Source organism: Actinoplanes sp. CA-131856 (genome assembly GCF_050956135.1).
Classification (GTDB): Bacteria; Actinomycetota; Actinomycetes; order Mycobacteriales; family Micromonosporaceae; genus Actinoplanes.
The window spans coordinates 6935429-6953929 of sequence record NZ_CP191849.1 but is presented as its reverse complement, the minus strand read 5'-3'; the positions used below and the strand labels follow the sequence as shown (position 1 = coordinate 6953929).

17 protein-coding genes are annotated in these 18501 nt (G+C 70.8%); 10 read left to right on the top strand and 7 right to left on the bottom strand.

All coding sequences use genetic code 11. The features are described from left to right. Positions 1–144: 144 nt before the first annotated feature. From ACQP2X_RS32245 to ACQP2X_RS32235, 3 genes are all read left to right on the top strand, one after another. A complete protein-coding gene (locus tag ACQP2X_RS32245; RefSeq protein ID WP_498688326.1) occupies positions 145–720 on the top strand; it encodes a hypothetical protein in 576 nt (191 codons plus the stop codon). 117 nt (positions 721–837) lie between these two features. Beyond that, complete coding sequence (locus ACQP2X_RS32240) at positions 838–1341, top strand: SigE family RNA polymerase sigma factor (protein ID WP_498688325.1); 504 nt, start codon at positions 838–840, stop codon at positions 1339–1341. Beyond that, positions 1331–2242, top strand: a complete 912-nt coding sequence (locus ACQP2X_RS32235) for a hypothetical protein (RefSeq protein ID WP_498688324.1) — start codon at positions 1331–1333, stop codon at positions 2240–2242. Before ACQP2X_RS32240 ends, ACQP2X_RS32235 begins: the two co-directional genes overlap by 11 nt. Before the next feature lie 88 nt (positions 2243–2330). Here ACQP2X_RS32235 and ACQP2X_RS32230 read toward each other — a convergent pair whose 3' ends face one another. Next, a complete protein-coding gene (locus tag ACQP2X_RS32230; RefSeq protein WP_498688323.1) occupies positions 2331–2792 on the bottom strand; it encodes a PPOX class F420-dependent oxidoreductase in 462 nt (153 codons plus the stop codon). After that, positions 2792–3586: a polyphosphate--glucose phosphotransferase gene (gene ppgK, locus ACQP2X_RS32225; RefSeq protein ID WP_498688322.1), complete on the bottom strand. Its 795-nt coding sequence runs from the start codon at positions 3584–3586 to the stop codon at positions 2792–2794. The genes ACQP2X_RS32230 and ppgK overlap by 1 nt, the downstream gene beginning before the upstream one ends. Positions 3587–3811: 225 nt before the next feature. Here ppgK and ACQP2X_RS32220 point away from each other — a divergent pair, with 225 nt between their 5' ends. Then, positions 3812–4591 carry an RNA polymerase sigma factor SigF gene (locus ACQP2X_RS32220; RefSeq protein WP_498688321.1) on the top strand — a complete coding sequence of 260 codons (780 nt, stop codon included), beginning with the start codon at positions 3812–3814 and terminating at the stop codon, positions 4589–4591. Between the two features lie 770 nt (positions 4592–5361). Here the strand turns inward: ACQP2X_RS32220 and ACQP2X_RS32215 are convergent. The 4 genes from ACQP2X_RS32215 to ACQP2X_RS32200 all read right to left on the bottom strand — a co-directional run bounded on the left by ACQP2X_RS32215 (position 5362) and on the right by ACQP2X_RS32200 (position 7714). Beyond that, entirely contained in the window at positions 5362–5613 is a 252-nt protein-coding gene (locus ACQP2X_RS32215) for a hypothetical protein (RefSeq protein WP_498688320.1), read from the bottom strand. Between the two features lie 121 nt (positions 5614–5734). Continuing rightward, positions 5735–5929 carry a hypothetical protein gene (locus ACQP2X_RS32210; RefSeq protein ID WP_498688318.1) on the bottom strand — a complete coding sequence of 65 codons (195 nt, stop codon included), beginning with the start codon at positions 5927–5929 and terminating at the stop codon, positions 5735–5737. Between the two features lie 361 nt (positions 5930–6290). Continuing rightward, a complete protein-coding gene (locus ACQP2X_RS32205) occupies positions 6291–6806 on the bottom strand; it encodes a YflT domain-containing protein (protein ID WP_498688317.1) in 516 nt (171 codons plus the stop codon). A 29-nt stretch (positions 6807–6835) separates the two neighbouring features. Beyond that, the gene (locus ACQP2X_RS32200; protein ID WP_498688316.1) at positions 6836–7714 is read right to left on the bottom strand and encodes a phosphatase PAP2 family protein; all 879 of its coding nucleotides are present in this window, start codon (positions 7712–7714) and stop codon (positions 6836–6838) included. A gap of 220 nt (positions 7715–7934) precedes the next feature. Between ACQP2X_RS32200 and gsmA the strand changes: the two genes are divergently transcribed. The 6 genes from gsmA to ACQP2X_RS32170 all read left to right on the top strand — a co-directional run bounded on the left by gsmA (position 7935) and on the right by ACQP2X_RS32170 (position 17982). Then, positions 7935–9074, top strand: a complete 1140-nt coding sequence (gene gsmA / locus ACQP2X_RS32195) for a sporangiospore maturation cell wall hydrolase GsmA (protein ID WP_498688315.1) — start codon at positions 7935–7937, stop codon at positions 9072–9074. Positions 9075–9139: 65 nt separating this feature from the next. Beyond that, positions 9140–11464: an ATP-binding protein gene (locus ACQP2X_RS32190; RefSeq protein WP_498688313.1), complete on the top strand. Its 2325-nt coding sequence runs from the start codon at positions 9140–9142 to the stop codon at positions 11462–11464. A 43-nt stretch (positions 11465–11507) separates the two neighbouring features. Further along, the gene (locus ACQP2X_RS32185) at positions 11508–12296 is read left to right on the top strand and encodes an aldo/keto reductase (protein WP_498688311.1); all 789 of its coding nucleotides are present in this window, start codon (positions 11508–11510) and stop codon (positions 12294–12296) included. 43 nt (positions 12297–12339) lie between these two features. Beyond that, positions 12340–16254 (top strand): ATP-dependent RNA helicase HrpA, encoded by a 3915-nt coding sequence (gene hrpA, locus ACQP2X_RS32180; protein WP_498688308.1) that lies wholly within the window; start codon positions 12340–12342, stop codon positions 16252–16254. A 75-nt stretch (positions 16255–16329) separates the two neighbouring features. After that, positions 16330–16710: a DUF6401 family natural product biosynthesis protein gene (locus ACQP2X_RS32175; RefSeq protein WP_498688306.1), complete on the top strand. Its 381-nt coding sequence runs from the start codon at positions 16330–16332 to the stop codon at positions 16708–16710. A 168-nt stretch (positions 16711–16878) separates the two neighbouring features. Beyond that, on the top strand, positions 16879–17982 hold the full coding sequence (locus tag ACQP2X_RS32170) for a LamG-like jellyroll fold domain-containing protein (protein ID WP_498688304.1): 1104 nt from the start codon (positions 16879–16881) through the stop codon (positions 17980–17982). 42 nt (positions 17983–18024) lie between these two features. Here ACQP2X_RS32170 and ACQP2X_RS32165 read toward each other — a convergent pair whose 3' ends face one another. Beyond that, on the bottom strand, positions 18025–18501 hold the full coding sequence (locus ACQP2X_RS32165; RefSeq protein WP_498688303.1) for an SRPBCC family protein: 477 nt from the start codon (positions 18499–18501) through the stop codon (positions 18025–18027).

Here is an 18501-nt window from a genome sequence, read left to right as displayed (position 1 = left end):
CGTACGGCTGCGTCGGGAGTGCGTTGGTTGCCGAGCGGTCCCACTCCGGTCACCCCGCTCAGACCGCCCCTTCCGGCCGCCGAGGAGTACCCCGTGACGCCGCACCGCCCTGGTGCCGGCGCCGTTAACGGAGGAGCACCCCACGTGGCCGGACCGTCTGTCGAGCTGTCGCCCGTCATCGCGGCCAGCACCCACTGGTTGTCCCGGGCCTACCCCGCCGGTAGCCCCGACACCATCGCCCACACCCTGTCCGAGCTTCAGGCCCGGCAGGCCGTGACGGTGGCCGCGTGGCTGCGATACCCGACCGAGGTCGACGCGGCGCTGGTCGCGATCGCCGGACCGGGCGGCTCGGCGGTGCTCGACTGGCGCGTCGGCAGCGAGCCCGAGGACGAGGAGGCCGAGGAGGAGGGCTGGCGCACGTGGGTCGACGAGGTCGTCGTCAGCTGGGCCGCCTGCCTGCTGGCCGACCCGGCGCTGGCCCGCCGCGCGGTCGACGCGGTGGCGGCGGCCGTCCCGCTGGCCGACAACCGGCCGCTCCCGTTCCCCCGCCGCGCCGGCGGCACCCCGAACGAGTTCCGCCGCCTGATCGAGCCCGACCAGCGCGACCGTGACGCGGCCGTGCTGCTGCGCCACCCCGACCTGCTGGAGCCGGTGGCCGAGATGCACCGCGACACCCTGCTCTACCTGCTCGGTGCCGAGCAGCCGACCCCCGCTGTCTGACCTTCGGCAGCGAACGGCCGGCACCCCTTCGGGGGTGCCGGCCATTTTCGTCTGCAGCATTCTGGGCATGCGGGCCGTTAGGGGTGCATAGCTCTCTCTGAAGGAAGCAGGGCGCGGATGCGGGACGCGGACGGCTTCGACGAGTTCTACCGGGAAACCTCGGCGCGGATGCTGCGCTACGGCTACGCGATGACCGGTGACCTCGCCGAGGCGCAGGATGTGGTGCAGGAGGCGTACACCCGGGCCTGGCGCAACTGGCGCACGGTCTCCTCCCACCCGGCGCCGGAGGGCTGGCTGCGCCTGGTCGTGGCCCGGCTCGCCACCGACCGCTGGCGACGGCTGTCGGGCTGGCGTGCGGCCGTACGCCGAGCCGGCCCACCCGAACCGGTGGCGCCGCCCAGCGAGGACGCGGTGGTGCTCACGGCGGCGCTGCGCCGCCTCTCACCGAACCTGCGCCAGGCGGTGGCCTTGCACTATCTGTTCGATCTGCCGGTCTCGGCGATAGCGGCCGAAACGGGCGCCGCGGTCGGCACCGTCACGTCGTGGCTGCACCGGGGCCGGACCGAGCTTGCCGGCATCCTCGCTTCCACCCGTCTGCCGGAGGCCACCGATGTCGAATGAGCTGAAGAAGGCCTTCGCGGCCCTGTCGGCCGACGCGGGCCGGGGCCGCCTGCTGCCGGCGGCCGAGGTACGTCACCAGTCGGACCGCCGGGCGGTGCGCCGAGGCGTACTCACGGTGACCGCAGCCGCGGTCCTGATCGCCGGCGCCTTCGGCACGGGGTGGGCACTAGGCGGCGACGACAACAGTCAGCGGCCGGTCGTGCCGATCGCTCCTTCACCCTCAGCCACTTCGTCACCGTCCGTCTCGGTGTCCCCGCCCGCCAAGCCGCCGCCCTCGACACTGACATCGACGTCGACGGCGGCCCGCACCTCCAGCCCGCCGCCCGCGCTGCCGAAGTCGATCCCGGCGCGGGCGATGCTCACCAAGGCCGACGGCCACACCGGGGACTTCTCGCGTCTCACCGAGATCTGGGATCCCACCGGCCTCTGCGGCGACGCCGACTATCCGAGCACGGACGACGCGGCCGTGCGGGCGTCGGTGCGCCTGACCTACAAGCGGCCCGGGCTGGGCGCGGAGTACGTGCCGGACGACGTCGTCCACAACACGGTCACCGTCTATCGGGGAAGCGGGGCGCGGGACTTCCTGGACGAGCTCCGCGCCGCCGTCCGCGCATGCCCGGCCGGCGGCGAGGGCGATCCGCCGCCGAAGTACCGCTCTCTCGGCTCCCCGGGGCTCGGCGACGAGTCGCTGATGGTCGAGCGCTCGGCCGTCGGCCGGGCCGGGACCGGCGAGCCCGACCCGGCCGCCGAACGCCAGATCACCTACATCGTCGCCATCCGCGTGGAAGACGCGATCACGCTGCTCGACACGAGCGGCTGGGAGAACGCCGGCTCGATCCGCTCATCGGTCGACTCCCTGGCCGAGACCGCCGCCGACCGCCTCACCGCCTGGCGTTCCTGAGGCTGCTCTTCGGCCTCTTTACCCGTGTCGCCTTTACCCGTGTCGCCTTCACCCGTGTCGCCGGACAAATCCGGCGGCACGGGCGGAATCACGCCAGGCGGGCCGGGAAGCCGCCGGTGGCGATCGGGCCCCACCGGTCGATCGTGACGCGGATCAGCGATTTGCCCTGGTCGCGCATGGCCTGCCGATATTCGTCCCAGTTCGGGTGCTCGCCGGAGATCACCCGGAAGTACTCGACCAGCGGCTCCACCGACTCGGGCAGGTCGATGACCTCGGCCGTGCCGTCGACCTGCACCCACGGCCCGTTGAACTCGTCGGACTCGACCAGGACCGAGACCAGCGGGTTGCGCCGGATGTTCAAGGCCTTGGCCCGCTCGGGATAGGTCGAGATGACGATGCGGCCCTCGGTGTCGACCCCGCACGTGTTCGGCGAGGCCTGGGGCCGGCCGTCACGGCGGGTCGTCATGAGGATCGCCCGGTGGCGCGGCCGCAGGAACTCGAGCAGCTCCTCGCGGCCGACCTGGGTGTTGGTGGCGATCGTGCGGGCCATCAGCCGGCCACCCGCGCGCCGGCCTCGTGCGGCGTCACGCCGCCGGGGGAGGCCGCCTTGGCGTCGGTCTCGGCCGTCACCGCGGCGCCGATGATGCCCGCGTTGTTGAGCAGCGTGGCCGGGACCATCGGCGTCCGGATGTCGATCAGCGGCAGGAACCGGTCGGCCTTCTTGCTGACGCCGCCGCCGATGATGAACAGCCGCGGCGAGAGCAGCATCTCGACGTGACGCAGGTAGTTGCCGACCCGGTTGGCCCACTTTTCCCAGCTCAGGTCCTCGGTCTCGCGGGCCCGGTCGGAGGCGCGGGTCTCGGCGTCGTGCCCGTCGAGCTCGAGGTGGCCGAACTCGGTGTTGGGGATCAGCACGCCGTCGAGGAACAGGGCGCTGCCGATGCCCGTACCGAAAGTCAGCATCATGACCAGCCCCGCCTGGTCCTTGCCGGCGCCGAAGGCGACCTCGGCCGCACCCGCCGCGTCGGCGTCGTTGAGCACGCTGACCGGCATGCCGAGCCGGTCGCTGAACAGCTGGGCGGCCGGCGCGTCGAGCCAGGACTTGTCCACGTTCGCCGCGGTGCGGGTGACGCCGTCGACCACGACGCCGGGGAAGGTGACGCCGACCCGGTCGAACCCGTCGAACTGCGCCGCCACCTGGGCGACCGCCTCGACGACGCTGGTGACGTCGGAGGGCTGCGGAGTGGGCACGCGGAACCGCTCCGCGAGCAGCTCGCCCCTGACGGTGTCGACCGGCGCGCCCTTGACTCCGGAGCCGCCGATGTCGATGCCGAGAATGGCCATCCCTGTTTCCCGTCTGGAGACTTCATGTGTTTCCCGTTGTTTACCACGGGGGACCGACATTAAATCCCCGGCGCGTCACCCACCTGCCGCGCGGGTCCAGGGGTTGTCGAGCGTCACTCGTACGTTCGGCTAGGCAACCATCACCTCATCAGCTAGCGTGGAATAACTGAACGGTCGCCGCTAGCGGGCACGGCTCTCTGCCCGTTGTGATGGAGGACCAAACCGATGACCCTGTCGTACGCCGACCAGGCAGTTGCCCAGGAGACCGCAGCCGACCTGCTGGCCGCGCTGTCGGCCCTGCCCGCGGACCATCCCACCCGAGCACATGCCCGCGACCGGGCGATCGAGGCCTGGCTCCCGCTGGCCCGTCACCTCGCCCACCGCTACTCCGGCCGCGGCGAGCCCACCGACGACCTCGTGCAGACCGCCAACGTCGGCCTGATCAAGGCAATCGACAAGTTCGACCCTTCACGGGGCGTGGATTTCGCGGGCTATGCGATTCCCACCATCATCGGTGAGATCAAGCGCCACTTCCGCGACCGCACCTGGTCGGTCCGGGTGCCGCGCCGCCTGCAGGAGCTGCGCCTGGCCATCACCGAGGCCAACAGCACCCTGACCCACAGCCTCGGCCGCTCCCCGACGGTTGCCGACGTCGCCGCCCACCTGGGCGTCAGCGAGGAAGACGTCCTCGAAGGCCTCGAGGGCGCCCGCGCCTACAACGCCACCTCACTGTCGACCCCGATCTCGGCCGACGGCACCACCGAGCTGGGCGACACCCTCGGCGGCGAGGACAACGAGTTCGAACTGGCCGAGACCCGCGTCGCCCTGGGCCCCGCCCTGGCCACCCTCGACGAGCGCGAGCAGAAGATCCTCACGCTGCGCTTCTACGGCAACCTGACCCAGTCGCAGATCGCCGACCAGGTCGGCATCTCCCAGATGCACGTCTCGCGGCTGCTCACCAAGGCCCTGAGCAAGCTGCGCCAGGAGCTGCGCGCCGGCCTGTAACAAAGCCACCCCAACCAACGCGAAGAGTCAGAGTGAGCAGTGCCGTCTCCGGGCCTCAGGCAGCCGCCTGAGGCCCGTCACTTTCCCCGCCGAGCGCCTCCGCCCATAATCCCGTCCTCGGCCTCGCTACGGCCCCCTCGGCCTTGGCCTCCCACCTCGGGCCCCCGCCTTGGCCTCCTGCCTCGGACCCCGCCTCGGACCCCGCCTCGGACCCCGCCTCGGACCCCGCCTTGGCCTCCCGCCTCGGACCCCGCCTTGGCCTCCCGCCTCGGACCCCGCCTTGGCCTCCCGCCTCGGGCCCCAGCCTCCCGCCTCCCGCCTCCCGCTTCCCGTCTCCAGTCTTGGCCTCCCGCGACGGGCCTCAGGCCTCGCCGACCTCAGCCTTCAGCCATCGGCCTCCGGCCTCGTTCTGTCCTCCCCGGCCTTGGCCATTCGGTGCGTCGCCCACGCGGTCTCATCGGTCCTGGGGGACGGGCTGCATACCCGGCTTAGCGGATGCCGGCCATCGCAACTGTGCTTTCTCTGTGAAATGTCTACAGGGCCTGGAGCGGAGTCCGCCGGTCTGGTAACGGCGATTCTCCGGACCTGATTGATGGCCAAATTTGGCATGATCGAAAACTGACGTGAGACGGTCGGGTTGCGGGAGAATTGCCTATGGCGCAGTTGCAGTTCTTCAATCGGGTAGAAGTGGCCGAAATGCGCGACCCCACCAAGGCGCGTAATTACTCCGCGAGCCGCGCGGAATTCCGCCGCGATCACGAAACCCGCCGCTACTGGGGTTTGAAGGCGCGACACGCCCAGAAGCTGGAACGCCTCTTCGGCAGCGTGGCGGCCGCCGAGGCCCACTTCCGCCTGGCCGCGAGCCAGCGCAAGATGACGCCGACGCCGACGCCGACGCCGACGCCGACGCCGACGCCGACGCCGACGCCGACGCCGACGCCGACGCCGATCGCCGCAGACTCGCCTCCCGATCGCCCGGCCGCCGGCCAGGTCTCTGACTCCCCGCAGCCGGCCGTGCTCACGCGGCCAGCCGTGCTGACGCGGCCGGCCGTGGCGACGGGTGATGCGTTCCGGGGCGCCGAGCCACCTCGGTCCGTGCTGCGCTCCTCCGTGTCGGCGGGGTGCGCGTCTGAAGAAGATGTGTCAGGACGGGTTGTGGGCGGAGAGTCCGTCGATGATCGCGCCTTCCCTGAGGTTGTGGCTGAAGGCAGCGCGTCCGAGGGCGTCGCATGCGCTCGGGTGGTGCTGGGCGAAGACGTGCTCGGCCGGGTGACGGTTGACGACGTCGCGGGCGATGGGGTTATGCCTGAGCGAGTGGCGCGCGACGAAATGGTGCATCGAGGAGGCGCCTCGGCCGAGGATGTTCTGGGCGGTGACGCAGGCGGGAAGATCGTGTTTGCACGAGTCGCGATGGGGAGGGGCGCGCTCGGTCGAAATGCCATAAGCGGGCGGCCGATGTCGGCATTCGGTAATGTCGGCAAGGTTTGCTCGGCTCCTGGTGTCGGGGCGGCCGGAGGTGGTCGGCCTCGTATGCCGGGATTGTCGCGGGCGGCCTTATTGGCATTGTTCGCGTTGGCTCGCTCTCGCCGCCCAGTGGGGCCCGCGGATTGTGACTCGCGTCTGGAAAAGAGAGGGAAAGGGCAGGCAAAAAATTGGAGGGCCCTGACCGTGGGGTCGGGCCCTCCGCTTGTTGCTGTGATTACTGGGCGCCCGAGGCGCGCCAATTCAGCTGGACCAGGAGCTGCTGGGCCTGGGCGGCCACCTCGGCGTCGGCCGTCACGGCGTACTGGCCTGCCTGCAAGGAGCTTCGCGAAGCGAAGTCGCGGCGGCCTCCGGTGGCCGCGTGGGCGATGGCGCCGAAGATGGCGCCCCAGACGGCGCCGATCAGCAAGGTCGACAGGATTACGGCGAACCAGTTCGAGTCGCTGAACAAGCCGAACAGCAAGCCGATGAACAGGCCGAACCAGGCGCCCGAAGCCGCGCCGGCCAGGGCTGCCCGGCCCACCGTCAAGCGGCCCAGGACGTTCTCCACCAGGCGCAGGTCGGTGCCGATGATGGCTGTGCGCTCCACCGGGAACTTGTTGTCCGACAGCAGGTCCACCGCCTGCTGGGCCAGCGCGTACTCCGGGAACGTGCCCACCACCACCGTGGGGGTCGGGCCGGCGGCCACGTTCTGTGCGGGCAGTGTGGGCACCCCGGACGGGCCCGAAGGCACGCCTTGATTGTCAGGGCTGGACGGTGTGGTCACTTCGTGCCTCCTTGAATGGCGCCGGGCGAGGCCGTCAGCCACACCCAGACGAGAAATGTTCCGGCCGTCGCGGCCGTGATCGCCGCCGAGCCGGACAAGAATGTGAAGCGGCCGGGGAGGTCGTCGAGCATGGCCTCGGCCGCGATGCCGAACGCCGCCGCGATCGCCGCCACCACGCCGGCCAGGATCAGCGGGACCGTCGCCATCCGGCTCGGGCGGCGCGTCACCCCGGGCGTGCGCAGCCGCCACAGACGTACGACGAAAACCGCGAGCGAACCCCACGCCAGCGTGACCAGCAGACCCGCCAGCGTGTCGCTCGGGCGATGCCACTCGGCCCACACCGTCGCCACCGCGATCACCGTCACGTAGGCGAAACCGACCAGCGCGATCGTGCCCCGCAACGCCTGCGGCAGCACCAGGATCACCGCGAACGCCACCGACGCGGCCGCCGCCGTGTGGCCGCTCGGGAACGAGTTCGGCATGTCCGTGCCGTCCAGGTCGGGCCGGTAGAGGCCCCTCTTCAGCAGCTGGGCCGTCGCGTTCGCGCCGATCACCATCAGGGCCGCGCCCACCGCCAGGTCGGCGCGCTTGCGCAGCACCCCGAACACCGCCGCGAACAGGCACACCAGCACCAGCGTGGCCAGCGTCGTGCCGTTCAGCGTGCGGTCGAGCACCTCCACCACCCGCGGATGGCCCACGTCGGCGCCGTTCATCGCGGCCGTGTCGGCCCGCTGCCCCAGCGAGGTGCGGATGGCGACACGCCACACCGCGTACAGGGCCGCGACCGCCAGCACGAATATCGCCAGCGGAGCGACCAGGTGACCGGCACCTCGGGTGCGGGTCTCGGGTAACGACGGGGACGCCAGGGCCGTCATCGGCGGGCTGCCCTTCTGCGAGTCGCGGTCAACGGCGGTACGCGCATTTCCCAGCCGGTCAGATTTTCAAGCCTGTGCACCACAAGGCACAACGTCACCTGCGGCACATTTTCGCCACATCAGCGCGCCTCGGCAACGTTTCCGCACCCCAGATCGCTCTTGGCCCGCAACGCCGCGCCGCCACCTTCGAACGGACGCAGAACGAAGGGGGACGTTACACATGAGGCAGTACACCCGCCGGCTCGCCGGACCGATGCTCGCGCTCGCCGTGGGGGCCGGCCTTTTCGCCGTGCCCCAGACGGCCTACGCGGCTGGGGTGACGGCCACGGTCGACGTCCGCAGCACGCTGAAGGTCCGCTCCGCGCCGTCGCTGGCCGCGAAGGTGGTCGGCTCGCTGCGCGACAACCAGAAGATCTCGGTCGCCTGTTCGGTGACCGGTCAGAGCGTGCGCGGTTCGGTCCGCACCACCACCCAGTGGGACCGCCTGAGCACCGGCGGCTATGTCACCCACTCGTACCTGCGCAGCGGCGCGATCAAGAAGTGCGCGACCACGTCGCCGCAGGCGTCCACCGTAAAGGCCAAGACGCCTGTCAAAACGCCTGTCAAGACCACGTACAAGGTCGGCACGGTCAAGAGCTCCGACGGCAAGGTCAACATCCGCACCGCCCCGTCGACGACCGCGCCCGTCAAGCGCTCGGTCGCGACCGGCGCCAAGGTCAACGGCGTCTGCGGTGTCGTCGGCTCGACGGTGAGCGGCACGGTTCGTACCACCTCGCAGTGGAACAAGCTCTCCGACGGTTCTTACATCTCGCACGCGTACGTCGTCACGGCCACCCTGGCGCAGTGCCCCGGCGCCGCCGTGAAGACGCCGGCCGTCACCGTCACCCCGGAGCAGTTCCTGGCCGCGGCCGTGCCGGGCGCGCAGCGCGGCTGGCGCGAGTACGGCGTGCCCGCGTCGGTCACGATCGCCCAGGCGATCCTCGAGTCGGGCTGGGGCAAGAGCGGCCTGGCCTCGGTCGACCGGAACTACTTCGGCATCAAGTGCCAGAGCGGCCGTTACGGGACGCTGGCCAGCGGCTGCCACGACTACACGACCCAGGAGTGCACCAAGGCCGGCACCTGCTTCACCACGGTGGCCAGCTTCCGGACGTACGCCTCGATGGCGCACTCGTTCCGCGACCACGGCAGCTTCCTGCGGGTGAACAACCGGTACAAGCCGGCCTTCGCCTACACCAAGGACGCGAACAAGTTCATCTGGAACGTGTGGAAGGCCGGCTACGCGACCGACCCGAACTACTACACCAAGATCACGACCCTGATGGCGCAGCGGAACCTGTACCAGTACGACACCTGGAAGTGAGCTTGCCTCACCCCGGTCGGCCGAACCTGGCCGACCGGGGTGATTTGCGTTTTAAGCTCACATTTGTGGCAAGATTGGCGGCGGACAAGAGGGGCCTCACTCTGGCTGTCTCGGTCGCTCTGGTCGGCCTCATCATCTTCGGTCTGGTGTACGCCGGCATGCGCACCGCCCAGGACGAGACCGCCGAGCGCGTGATGGACCAGCGCACCGCCATGGCCCAGGCCGCCGTGCGGACCGAGACCGAGCGGTTCCGCGCCCTGACCGAGGCGACAGCGGCCGGCCTCGGCACCGACGACGAGCTCACCTGGGCCGACTTCGACGCGGCGACCGCGCCGCTGTCCTCGGCCGACCTGATCGGCGCCGCCTCGCTCGCCTTCGTCGTGCCGGCCACCACCGCCGAGATCCCGTCGGTGCAGAAGCTGTGGCGTGACCGGGGCTCGGACGGGCTCCAGCTCAAGCCGGTCGGTGAGGGCGAACACTACTTCTCCGTCTACACGCGGACACTCAACTCGGCCGGCCCGGCCCTCAACGGGCTGGACGTGTCGGCCGCGCCCGAGGCCGCCGCGGCGCTGGAGGACTCGCGCCGGATCGGTCAGCCCAGCGTCTCCGACACCTACGTCCTGCTGCGCGACCGCAACCTGCCCCAGGCCCAGCGGCAGCACTCGTTCATCTTCGCCGCGCCGGTCTGGGACCGCTCCTCGTTCCCCAGTTTCCGCGGCTGGATGGTGCTCGGCCTGCGCGGCCAGGACTTCCTCCGGGGCGTGCTGGCCACGGTCAGCCAGGGCCAGCTCGACGCCACGCTGCTCGCGGCCGACCGCGACGGCGACCGCCCGGTGGTGGCCGGCTACTCCGTCGGCGGCGACGCCGACCTCGAGCGGCGCGGCGACTTCGAGGTCGCCGACCGGCACTGGACGCTCATCACCCAGGCCGACGCCAAGCTGCTGCCCGGGGCGACCAGTCCCCTCCCGCTCAGCGTGCTGCTGGGCGGCATCGCCGTCACCCTGATCCTGGCCGGGCTGGTCTACACCCTGGCCACCGGCCGGGCCCGGGCCCTGGCCAAGCTCGAGGAGGGCACGGCCGAGCTGCGCGAGGCCGAGGCCGAGAGCCGGCGTCAGGCCGGCCTGCTCGGCGCGATCATGAACAGCATCGGCGACGGCGTGGGCGTGGTCGACGAGCACGGCGCCTTCCTGCTGCACAACCCGGCGGCCCGGCAGCTGCTGGGCGGGATGGACGACGCCGACGGGCCGGAGGACTGGCAGCAGCACTACGGGATCTACAAGCCGGACGGGCGCACGGAGTTCCCGCTCGACGAGCTGCCGCTGATCCGCGCCCTGCGGGGCGAGTCGTCCGACGGTGTCGAGATGATCATCCGGAACCCGCGCCGGCCCGAGGGCATCCTGCTCAGCGTCGACGGGCGGCCGCTGCACATCAGCGCCGGTCAGCGGGGTGCGGTCGCCGTCTTCCACGACATCACCGAACTGCGGCGCTACGAGAACGACCTGGCCGTCTTCGCCGGGGTGGTGGCGCACGACCTCAAGGCGCCGCTGGCGGTGATCCGCGGGCACTGCGAGGCGGCGATCGAGGACCTGGCCGACGTGCCACGGTCGGACGCCGGTGACGAGGTGCACGACGGCCTGTTCCGGATCGTGCGGGCGGTCGACCGGATGGGCGGGCTCATCGACACGCTGCTGGCCTACAGCACCGCCCGCAACGCGCCGCTGCGCACCCGGACGGTCGAGCTCGGCGCGCTGCTCGACGAGGTCATCCGCGACCGGGTGGAGCACCTGCGGGCCGAGGACCGCCCGGACGTCTACGTGGGCCCGATGCCCGAGGTGCGGGCCGACCCGGCGATGCTGCGGCACGTCCTGGACAACCTCGTCGGCAACGCCCTCAAGTACGTGCGCCCCGGCACCACGCCCCGGGTCGACGTGACCGGCGAGGTCACCGGGAGCTGGGCCCGCGTCGAGATCGCCGACCGTGGCATCGGCATCCCGGACGAGGACAAGCCGGAGATCTTCGAGAGCTTCCACCGGGCCCGGACCGCCGCCGGATATGCCGGCACCGGCCTGGGCCTGGCCATCTGCAAGCGCATCGTCGAGCGCCACGGCGGCGAGATCGGCGTCGCGGACAACCTCGGGGGTGGAACCCGTTTCCACTTCACCATTCCGGTCGGGAAAGAGGAGGAGCCAGAGATGAGCAGGACCAAGACGGACGACGAGGCCGAGACCAGGGCGGCCCTGGAGCGCGCGCTGGCCGAGCGGGCGGCGATGGAGAACACCCGGCTGCCCGGGCTGGGGGCGCTGCCGTCCTCGGTGCCGTCGGGCCACAACCCGGCGGCGGTGCCGCTGCGGTCGCCCGTGCCCGAGCGGCCCCCGGCGACCGCGGAATGATCAGCAGGTGTCGGTAGGCGGATCGCGGGGCAGGATGACTCGTATGACGATTCCTGCCCTGCCCCTGGCCAAGGCGGCCGACGGCACCCCGGTCGCGATGCCCCTGCTCGGCTTCGGCACCTGGCAGATCCGCGGCGACGAGGCCTACCAGGCCGTCCGCGACGCGCTGGAGGCCGGATACCGGCACCTCGACACCGCCACCATGTACGGCAACGAGGAGGAGGTCGGCCGGGCGCTGGCCGATTCCGGCGTGCCGCGCGACGAGGTCTTCGTGACCACCAAGCTGCCGCCCGAGCGGGCCGGCCAGGAGCGCCGGACGATCGAGGCCAGCCTGCGGGCGCTCGGCCTCGACGCGGTCGACCTGTGGCTGATCCACTGGCCGCCGCACCGGGGCCGATCGGTCAAGGTGTGGCGCGAGTTCGTCGCCATCCGTGACGCCGGTCTGGCCCGCGCCATCGGCGTCAGCAACTACGGCCCGGACGAGATCGACGAGCTCACCGCCGAGACCGGTGTGACGCCGGCGGTCAATCAGATCAGGTTCGGCCCTTCGCTGTACGACGCCGGGCTCGTCCAGGCGCACCGGGACCGTGGCGTGGTGCTCGAGGGCTATTCGCCGTTCAAGACGACCAACCTGAACGACCCGGTCCTCACCAAGATCGCGGCCGCCCACGGCGTCGACACCGCCCGCGTGGTGCTGCGCTGGCACGTCCAGCACGAGATCGTCGTGATCCCGAAGTCGTCGACGCCGGAGCGGATCACCCGCAACGCCGACATCGCCGGATTCGAGCTCACCGCCGACGAGATGGCGGCGGTGGACGACCTGGGGCGTTAATCACCAGGCGTTTGCGCCGAGATCCGCCTATTCTTGCTGCGCCATGTCGATAACACCTGCCCCACCGGCCGTCGCCGAGCTGCGCCGCCGGATAGCCGAGCTTCTCCCGCACGACGAGCGCCGGCTGACGCGCCGGCTCGAGGGCACTCGCAAGATCAAGGACGAGGCGGCGCGTACGTCGGTGCTCGCCGAGATCGCCGCCGACACCGACCGGGCGGCCGCCCGCCTGGCCTCCCGGCTCGCCTCCGTACCCAGGATCACCTATCCCGAGTCGCTGCCGGTCAGCCAGCGCAAGGACGACATCGCCGCCGCCATCCGCGACCACCAGGTGGTCGTGGTGGCCGGCGAGACCGGCTCGGGCAAGACGACCCAGCTCCCCAAGATCTGCCTGGAGCTGGGCCGCGGCCTGCGCGGCCAGATCGGGCACACCCAGCCGAGGCGGATCGCCGCCCGCACGGTGGCCGAGCGGATCGCCGAGGAGCTCGACCGGCCGCTGGGCAGCACGGTCGGCTACAAGGTGCGCTTCACCGACCAGGTCGGCGACGACACCATGGTCAAGGTGATGACGGACGGCATCCTGCTGGCCGAGATCCAGAACGACCGGATGCTGCGCCGGTACGACACGCTGATCATCGACGAGGCCCACGAGCGCAGCCTCAACATCGACTTCATCCTGGGCTATCTGCGCGAGCTGCTGCCCAAGCGTCCCGACCTCAAGCTGATCATCACGTCGGCCACCATCGAAACCGCCCGATTTGCGACTCATTTTGCTGATAAATCGGGCAAGCCTGCACCGGTGATCGAGGTGAGTGGCCGGACATTCCCGGTGGAAGTCCGATATAGGCCACTTGTAGCACTCGATGAGGACGAGACGGAAGAGCCCGTCGACCAGGTGGACGGGATTGCGGAAGCCGTCGACGAGCTGGGCCGCGAGGGCGACGGGGACATCCTGGTCTTCCTCTCCGGCGAGCGCGAGATCCGCGACACCGCCGACGCCCTGGCCAAGCGCAACCTGCGCAACACCGACATCGTGCCGCTCTACGGCCGGCTCTCCGCGGCCGAGCAGCACAAGGTCTTCGAACGGCACTCGCAGCGCCGGGTCGTGCTCGCCACCAACGTCGCCGAGACCTCGCTGACAGTGCCCGGCATCCGTTACGTCATCGACCCCGGCACGGCCCGCATCAGCCGCTACTCCAACCGGCTCAAGGTGCAGCGGCTGCCCATCGAGCCGGTCTCGCAGGCCAGCGCCAACCAGCGCAAGGGCCGCTGCGGCCGCGTCGCCGACGGCATCTGCGTCAGGCTCTACTCCGAGGAGGACTTCCTCGGCCGGCCCGAGTTCACCGAGCCCGAGATCCTGCGGACCAACCTGGCCAGCGTCATCCTCCAGATGACCAACCTGGGCCTGGGCGACCTGGCCAAGTTCCCGTTCATCGACCCGCCCGACCGCCGCAACATCACCGACGGCGTGAAGCTCCTCGAAGAGCTGGGCGCCCTCGACGAGCGGCGCCTCACTCCGCTCGGCCGTCAGCTGGCCCAGCTCCCGGTCGACCCGCGGCTGGCCCGCATGGTCATGGAGGCCGACAAGCAGGAGTGCGTGGCCGAGGTCATGGTCATCGCGGCCGCGCTGTCCATCCAGGACCCGCGTGAGCGCCCGGCCGACAAACAGCAGCAGGCCGACGAGAAACACGCCCGGTTCACCGACAAGGAATCGGACTTCTTCAGCTACCTCAACCTGTGGCGCTACCTTCGCGAGAAGCAGCAGGAGCTGTCGGGAAACCAATTCCGGAGGCTTTGCCGTACGGAATTCCTGAACTACCTGCGGGTCCGTGAGTGGCAGGACATCTACGCGCAGCTGCGGCAAGTGGCCCGTACCCTCGGACTGACCTTGTCGGAGGACCGCGAGGACGTCGCCGAGGGCCAGCACGTGCACACCGCGCTGCTGTCCGGCCTGCTCAGTCACATCGGCCTGAAAGACACCGACAAGCGCGAATATCTCGGCGCGCGCGGAGCCAAGTTCGCCATCTTCCCCGGTTCGGCGCTGTTCAAGAAGCAGCCGCGCTGGGTCATGTCGGCCGAACTCGTCGAGACCAGCCGCCTGTGGGGCCGGGTCAACGCGCGTATCGAGCCCGAATGGGCCGAGAAGCTCGCCCCGCACCTGGTGAAGCGCAGCTACAGCGAGCCGCACTGGGAGGAGAAGCAGGGCGCCGTCATGGCGTACGAGAAAGTGACTCTGTATGGGTTGCCGATCGTTCCCCGCCGGAAAGTCGGTTATTCCAAGGTCGACCCGGTCGTCTCGCGGGAGCTGTTCATCCGGCACGCGCTGGTCGAGGGCGACTGGGAGACCCACCACAAATTCTTCGCCGAGAACGCCAAGCTGCTCGAGCAGATCGAGGAGATCGAGAACAGGGCCCGGCGGCGCGACATCGCGGTCGACGACGAGACGGTGTACGCCCTGTACGACGCCCGCATTCCGGCCGACGTGGTCTCGGCCCGCCATTTCGACGCGTGGTGGAAGAACGCCCGCCGCACGCAGCCCGATCTGCTCACCTTCACCCGTGAGCTGCTCGTCAACGCCGGGCGCGACTCCGTCGACCCGAACGCCTATCCGGACGCCTGGCTCGCCAACGGCGTCAAACTGCCTTTGTCGTACGAGTTCGAGCCGAACACCGCGGCCGACGGCGTGACCGTCGAGGTGCCGTTGCCGCTGCTGAACAAATTGGACGCGGAGGACTTCGGCTGGTCGGTGCCCGGCTTCCGCAAGGAGGTGGTGATCGCGCTGATCCGGGCCCTGCCCAAGGCGCTGCGCACCAACTTCGTGCCGGTGCCGGACTGGGCCGAGGCCGTCCTCGACCGGGTGCCGGCCCGCCGGGGCCCGCTGCCCGACGCCATCGGCAACGAGCTGCGCCGGCTCACCGGCACCATCGTGCCCCGTGACGCCTGGCGCCCCGACCAGGTGCCCGACCACCTGCGGGTCAACTTCCGGGTGGTCGACGAGCAGGGCAAGACGCTGGGGGAGGGGCGCGACCTCGAGGTGCTGCGCCGCAGCCTCGCGCCCAAGGTGCAGGCGACGATCTCCAAGGCGGCCGGCGACATCGAGCGCCGGGGCATCACCACCAACGACTTCGGCGTGCTGCCGCGCCGGGTGGCCCAGGTGCGCGGCGGCTACGAGGTGAACGTCTACCCGGCGCTGGCCGACGAGGGCGACAGCGTCGCCGTGAAGGTCTTCGAGAGCGAGGCCGAGCAGCGTACGGCCATGACCGCCGGCACGCGCAAGCTGCTGCTGCTCACGCTGCCGCCGGCCGCTCGCTATCTCCAGGGGCGGCTCGACAACCGGGCCAAGCTCGAACTGTCACGCGCGAACCCGTACCGCTCGATCGCCGACCTGCTCGACGACTGCGCGGGCGCGGCCGTCGACAAGCTGGTGGCCGACGCGGGCGGCCCGGTGTGGTCGTCCATCGAGTTCGCGTCGCTGCGTGACAACGTACGGCAGGACCTGGTCGACGCCGTGGCGAACGTGGTGACGCAGGTCCAGGCGGTGCTCGCGACGGCGTACGACGTCGAACAGCGGTTGAAGTCGCTGCGTGACCCGGCGCTGCTGCCGGCCCTGGCCGACATTCGGCAGCAGCTCAAGGGGCTCGTGCACGCCGGGTTCGTGACCGAGACGGGCTTCCGGCAGATGCATCATCTGCCGCGCTATCTGCGGGGGATCGTCTATCGGCTCGACCGGCTGGGCGGCAACCTGGCCCGCGACCGGCAGCTGATGGCCCAGATCCACGAGATCGAGTCGGAGTACCGCGAGTTGCGCGCGGACCTCGGCGGCGCGGCGGCCGAGCAGCTGCGCGAGATCCGCTGGATGATCGAGGAACTGAGGATCAACTTCTTCGCCCAATCGTTGGGAACCGCCTATCCGATTTCGGACAAAAGGATCTACAAGGCGATGGATCAACTGCCTGCGTAGCAGCGTGGGGAGCGCTCGGGTGCCGTTCGGTTACCCCCCTGTCGTGGGGTTCCCGGAGGCCATAAGTTCTTCCGCATGACGAACGAATTCCTGGCCTTCGCCCCGATTTCCGCTCTTGTCCCGACCTCGCCGGCCGCCGGCACGCTCGACGAGATGATGGCTCGCGTGGGCGTCGACGGGATCGTCGCCGCACTCGCCGACCCCGGCGTCCTCGCCCTCGTCGACCAGCACGCGGCCGGCGTCCGCGACGCCCTGGCCGACGCCGAGCAGGCCCCGGACGCCGACGGCCTGGCTTCGTACGCCCGCTCGATCGCGGCCGGCGCGCGCCGCATGGGCCGCTCGCTGCCGACCCCGGGCACGGCCCCCGCCCGCACGGCCGAGTGGCTCACCGCCGAGTGGCACGTCCTGCGGCTGGTGGCGGTGTGCTGGATCGCCCTGGAGAACGAGGTCCTCTGATGCTGTGGCCCAGCTCGCCGTAACCCGGCCGGGCTGGTGCTGATCCCTCGGACGGGAACCTCCCGTCGCCCGGACGGGCTCGCCCGTCCGGGCGGGGGAATCCCGCCGAAACGCCGAAAGCGGTCCTTTGCCCTTTCGCGGCCTATACGTGAAGTTATACGTATGAAAATGGCTTATGCCCTCGTTGCGCTCGCCGGTCTCGCGGTCCCGGCGCCCGCGATGGCCGCTCCCGGGCTGCCCGCGCCCGCGGCCACCACGCCTCCGCCCCTCGCGGTGACCACCCCGACCGCCATCCGCCCCGGCGCCGCCCCGGTGGCCACCACCGCTCCCGCCGCTCCTCGTTCCGGCGCGGTGCCGGCCGCTCAGCCCGCTCCCGCCGCCGCTCCGGCCGTTGTCGCCGCTCCCGCTGCCGCAGCCGCTCGTTCCGGCGCGCGCCCCGTCGCGGCGCCCGCGGCCCCCGTTACCGGCGCTCCCGGTGCCGGCGCTCCCGTTGCCGCACCCGGTGTCGGCGGTCCCGTTGCCGGCGCTCCTGTTGCCGCGCCCGGTGTTGGCGCTCCCGTTGCCGGCGCTGGTGCTGGTGCGGCGGTTCCCGCGCCTGTCCGGCCGGCTGCCACGGCCGCCGCGCCCGCGCTGGTTGCCCGCTACACCTTCGACGCCGGCGCCGTGAACGGCCGCATCGCCGACACCTCCGGCCGCGGCCCCGCTCTCACCGTGCGCTCCGTCGACCAGGGCGTCATCCGCTTCGACACCGCCACGCCGAGCGGCCGCTACGCGAGCTTCCCCGGCGCCTGCGCCAGCAACGCCACCAGCTGCCCGCGCGGCCTTCTCGAGGCCCCCGACGACGCCGACCTCAACCCCGGCACCCGCATGTTCCGCTGGTCGGCCCGCATCCAGCTCACCAAGGCGCAGATCACCGGCTCCGCCAACATCATGCAGAAGGGTGTGGCCACCACCGCCAGCCAGTGGAAGATGCAGGTCGGCCGCACCAACGGCAAGGCGCAGTGCGCCGTCGTGGGCACCGGCTCCGCCACCATCTACGTGGCCCGCTCGGCCTCGTCGGTCGCCGACGGCCAGTGGCACAAGGTCCTCTGCCAGCGCAGCGGCTCCACGCTCTCGGTCTACGTCGACAACGTCGTCCGCGGCACGACCACGATCCCGTCCAACCTGAACATCAGCAACCCGCTGCCGCTGCGCATCGGCGGCCCCAACTTCAACACCAAGACCGACATGTACCACGGCCGCCTCGACGACGTTTACGCCGAACTGGGCTGACCCGTACGGCGAACAGGGCGGCCCGGGCCGCCCTGTTCGCCGTCAGATGGCGCCCTTCGCCACCAGGGCGTCGAGCTTGGCGTAACCGTCGTTGACCCCGACCTCCATGCCGCTCTTCAGCCAGGCGTCCCGGCCGGCGAAGCTGTCGACCAGGGACTGGGCGTGCAGCCTGGTGTGGCCGTTGCCCAGGTCCTCGAAGGTCAGGGTCTCCAGGGACACGCCGTCGGGCTCGCCCTCGTAGGTGAAGGTCTGCACGATCCGGTCGGGGCGCACCTCGTGGAAGCAGCCGTGGAAGCCGAACTCCGGGCCGTCGCCCACGGCGCCCACGAAGCGCCAGGCGCCGCCGCTCTTGGCGTCCCACTTGTCGATGTGGACGGCGGTCCCGTCGGGGCCGGTCCACTGGGCGAACAGTTCGGGGTCGGTGTGTGCCCGGAAGAGCTGTTCCGGGGTGGCCGCGAAGTCCCGGGTGATCCGGATGATCGGCAGGTCCTTGTCGGCTTCGATCCGTGCCTCGTTCAT

What these genes read in the sequence shown, in the direction of transcription:
- ACQP2X_RS32235 (WP_498688324.1), top strand. Translation starts at nt 1,331, where the DNA reads ATGTCGAATGAGCTGAAGAAGGCCTTCGCGGCCCTGTCGGCCGACGCG.
- ACQP2X_RS32165 (WP_498688303.1), bottom strand. Translation starts at nt 18,501, where the DNA reads ATGAACGAGGCACGGATCGAAGCCGACAAGGACCTGCCGATCATCCGG.
- ACQP2X_RS32240 (WP_498688325.1), top strand. Translation starts at nt 838, where the DNA reads ATGCGGGACGCGGACGGCTTCGACGAGTTCTACCGGGAAACCTCGGCG.
- ACQP2X_RS32230 (WP_498688323.1), bottom strand. Translation starts at nt 2,792, where the DNA reads ATGGCCCGCACGATCGCCACCAACACCCAGGTCGGCCGCGAGGAGCTG.
- hrpA (WP_498688308.1), top strand. Translation starts at nt 12,340, where the DNA reads ATGTCGATAACACCTGCCCCACCGGCCGTCGCCGAGCTGCGCCGCCGG.
- ACQP2X_RS32210 (WP_498688318.1), bottom strand. Translation starts at nt 5,929, where the DNA reads ATGCACCATTTCGTCGCGCGCCACTCGCTCAGGCATAACCCCATCGCC.
- ppgK (WP_498688322.1), bottom strand. Translation starts at nt 3,586, where the DNA reads ATGGCCATTCTCGGCATCGACATCGGCGGCTCCGGAGTCAAGGGCGCG.
- ACQP2X_RS32185 (WP_498688311.1), top strand. Translation starts at nt 11,508, where the DNA reads ATGACGATTCCTGCCCTGCCCCTGGCCAAGGCGGCCGACGGCACCCCG.
- ACQP2X_RS32175 (WP_498688306.1), top strand. Translation starts at nt 16,330, where the DNA reads ATGACGAACGAATTCCTGGCCTTCGCCCCGATTTCCGCTCTTGTCCCG.
- ACQP2X_RS32220 (WP_498688321.1), top strand. Translation starts at nt 3,812, where the DNA reads ATGACCCTGTCGTACGCCGACCAGGCAGTTGCCCAGGAGACCGCAGCC.
- gsmA (WP_498688315.1), top strand. Translation starts at nt 7,935, where the DNA reads ATGAGGCAGTACACCCGCCGGCTCGCCGGACCGATGCTCGCGCTCGCC.
- ACQP2X_RS32170 (WP_498688304.1), top strand. Translation starts at nt 16,879, where the DNA reads ATGGCTTATGCCCTCGTTGCGCTCGCCGGTCTCGCGGTCCCGGCGCCC.
- ACQP2X_RS32200 (WP_498688316.1), bottom strand. Translation starts at nt 7,714, where the DNA reads ATGACGGCCCTGGCGTCCCCGTCGTTACCCGAGACCCGCACCCGAGGT.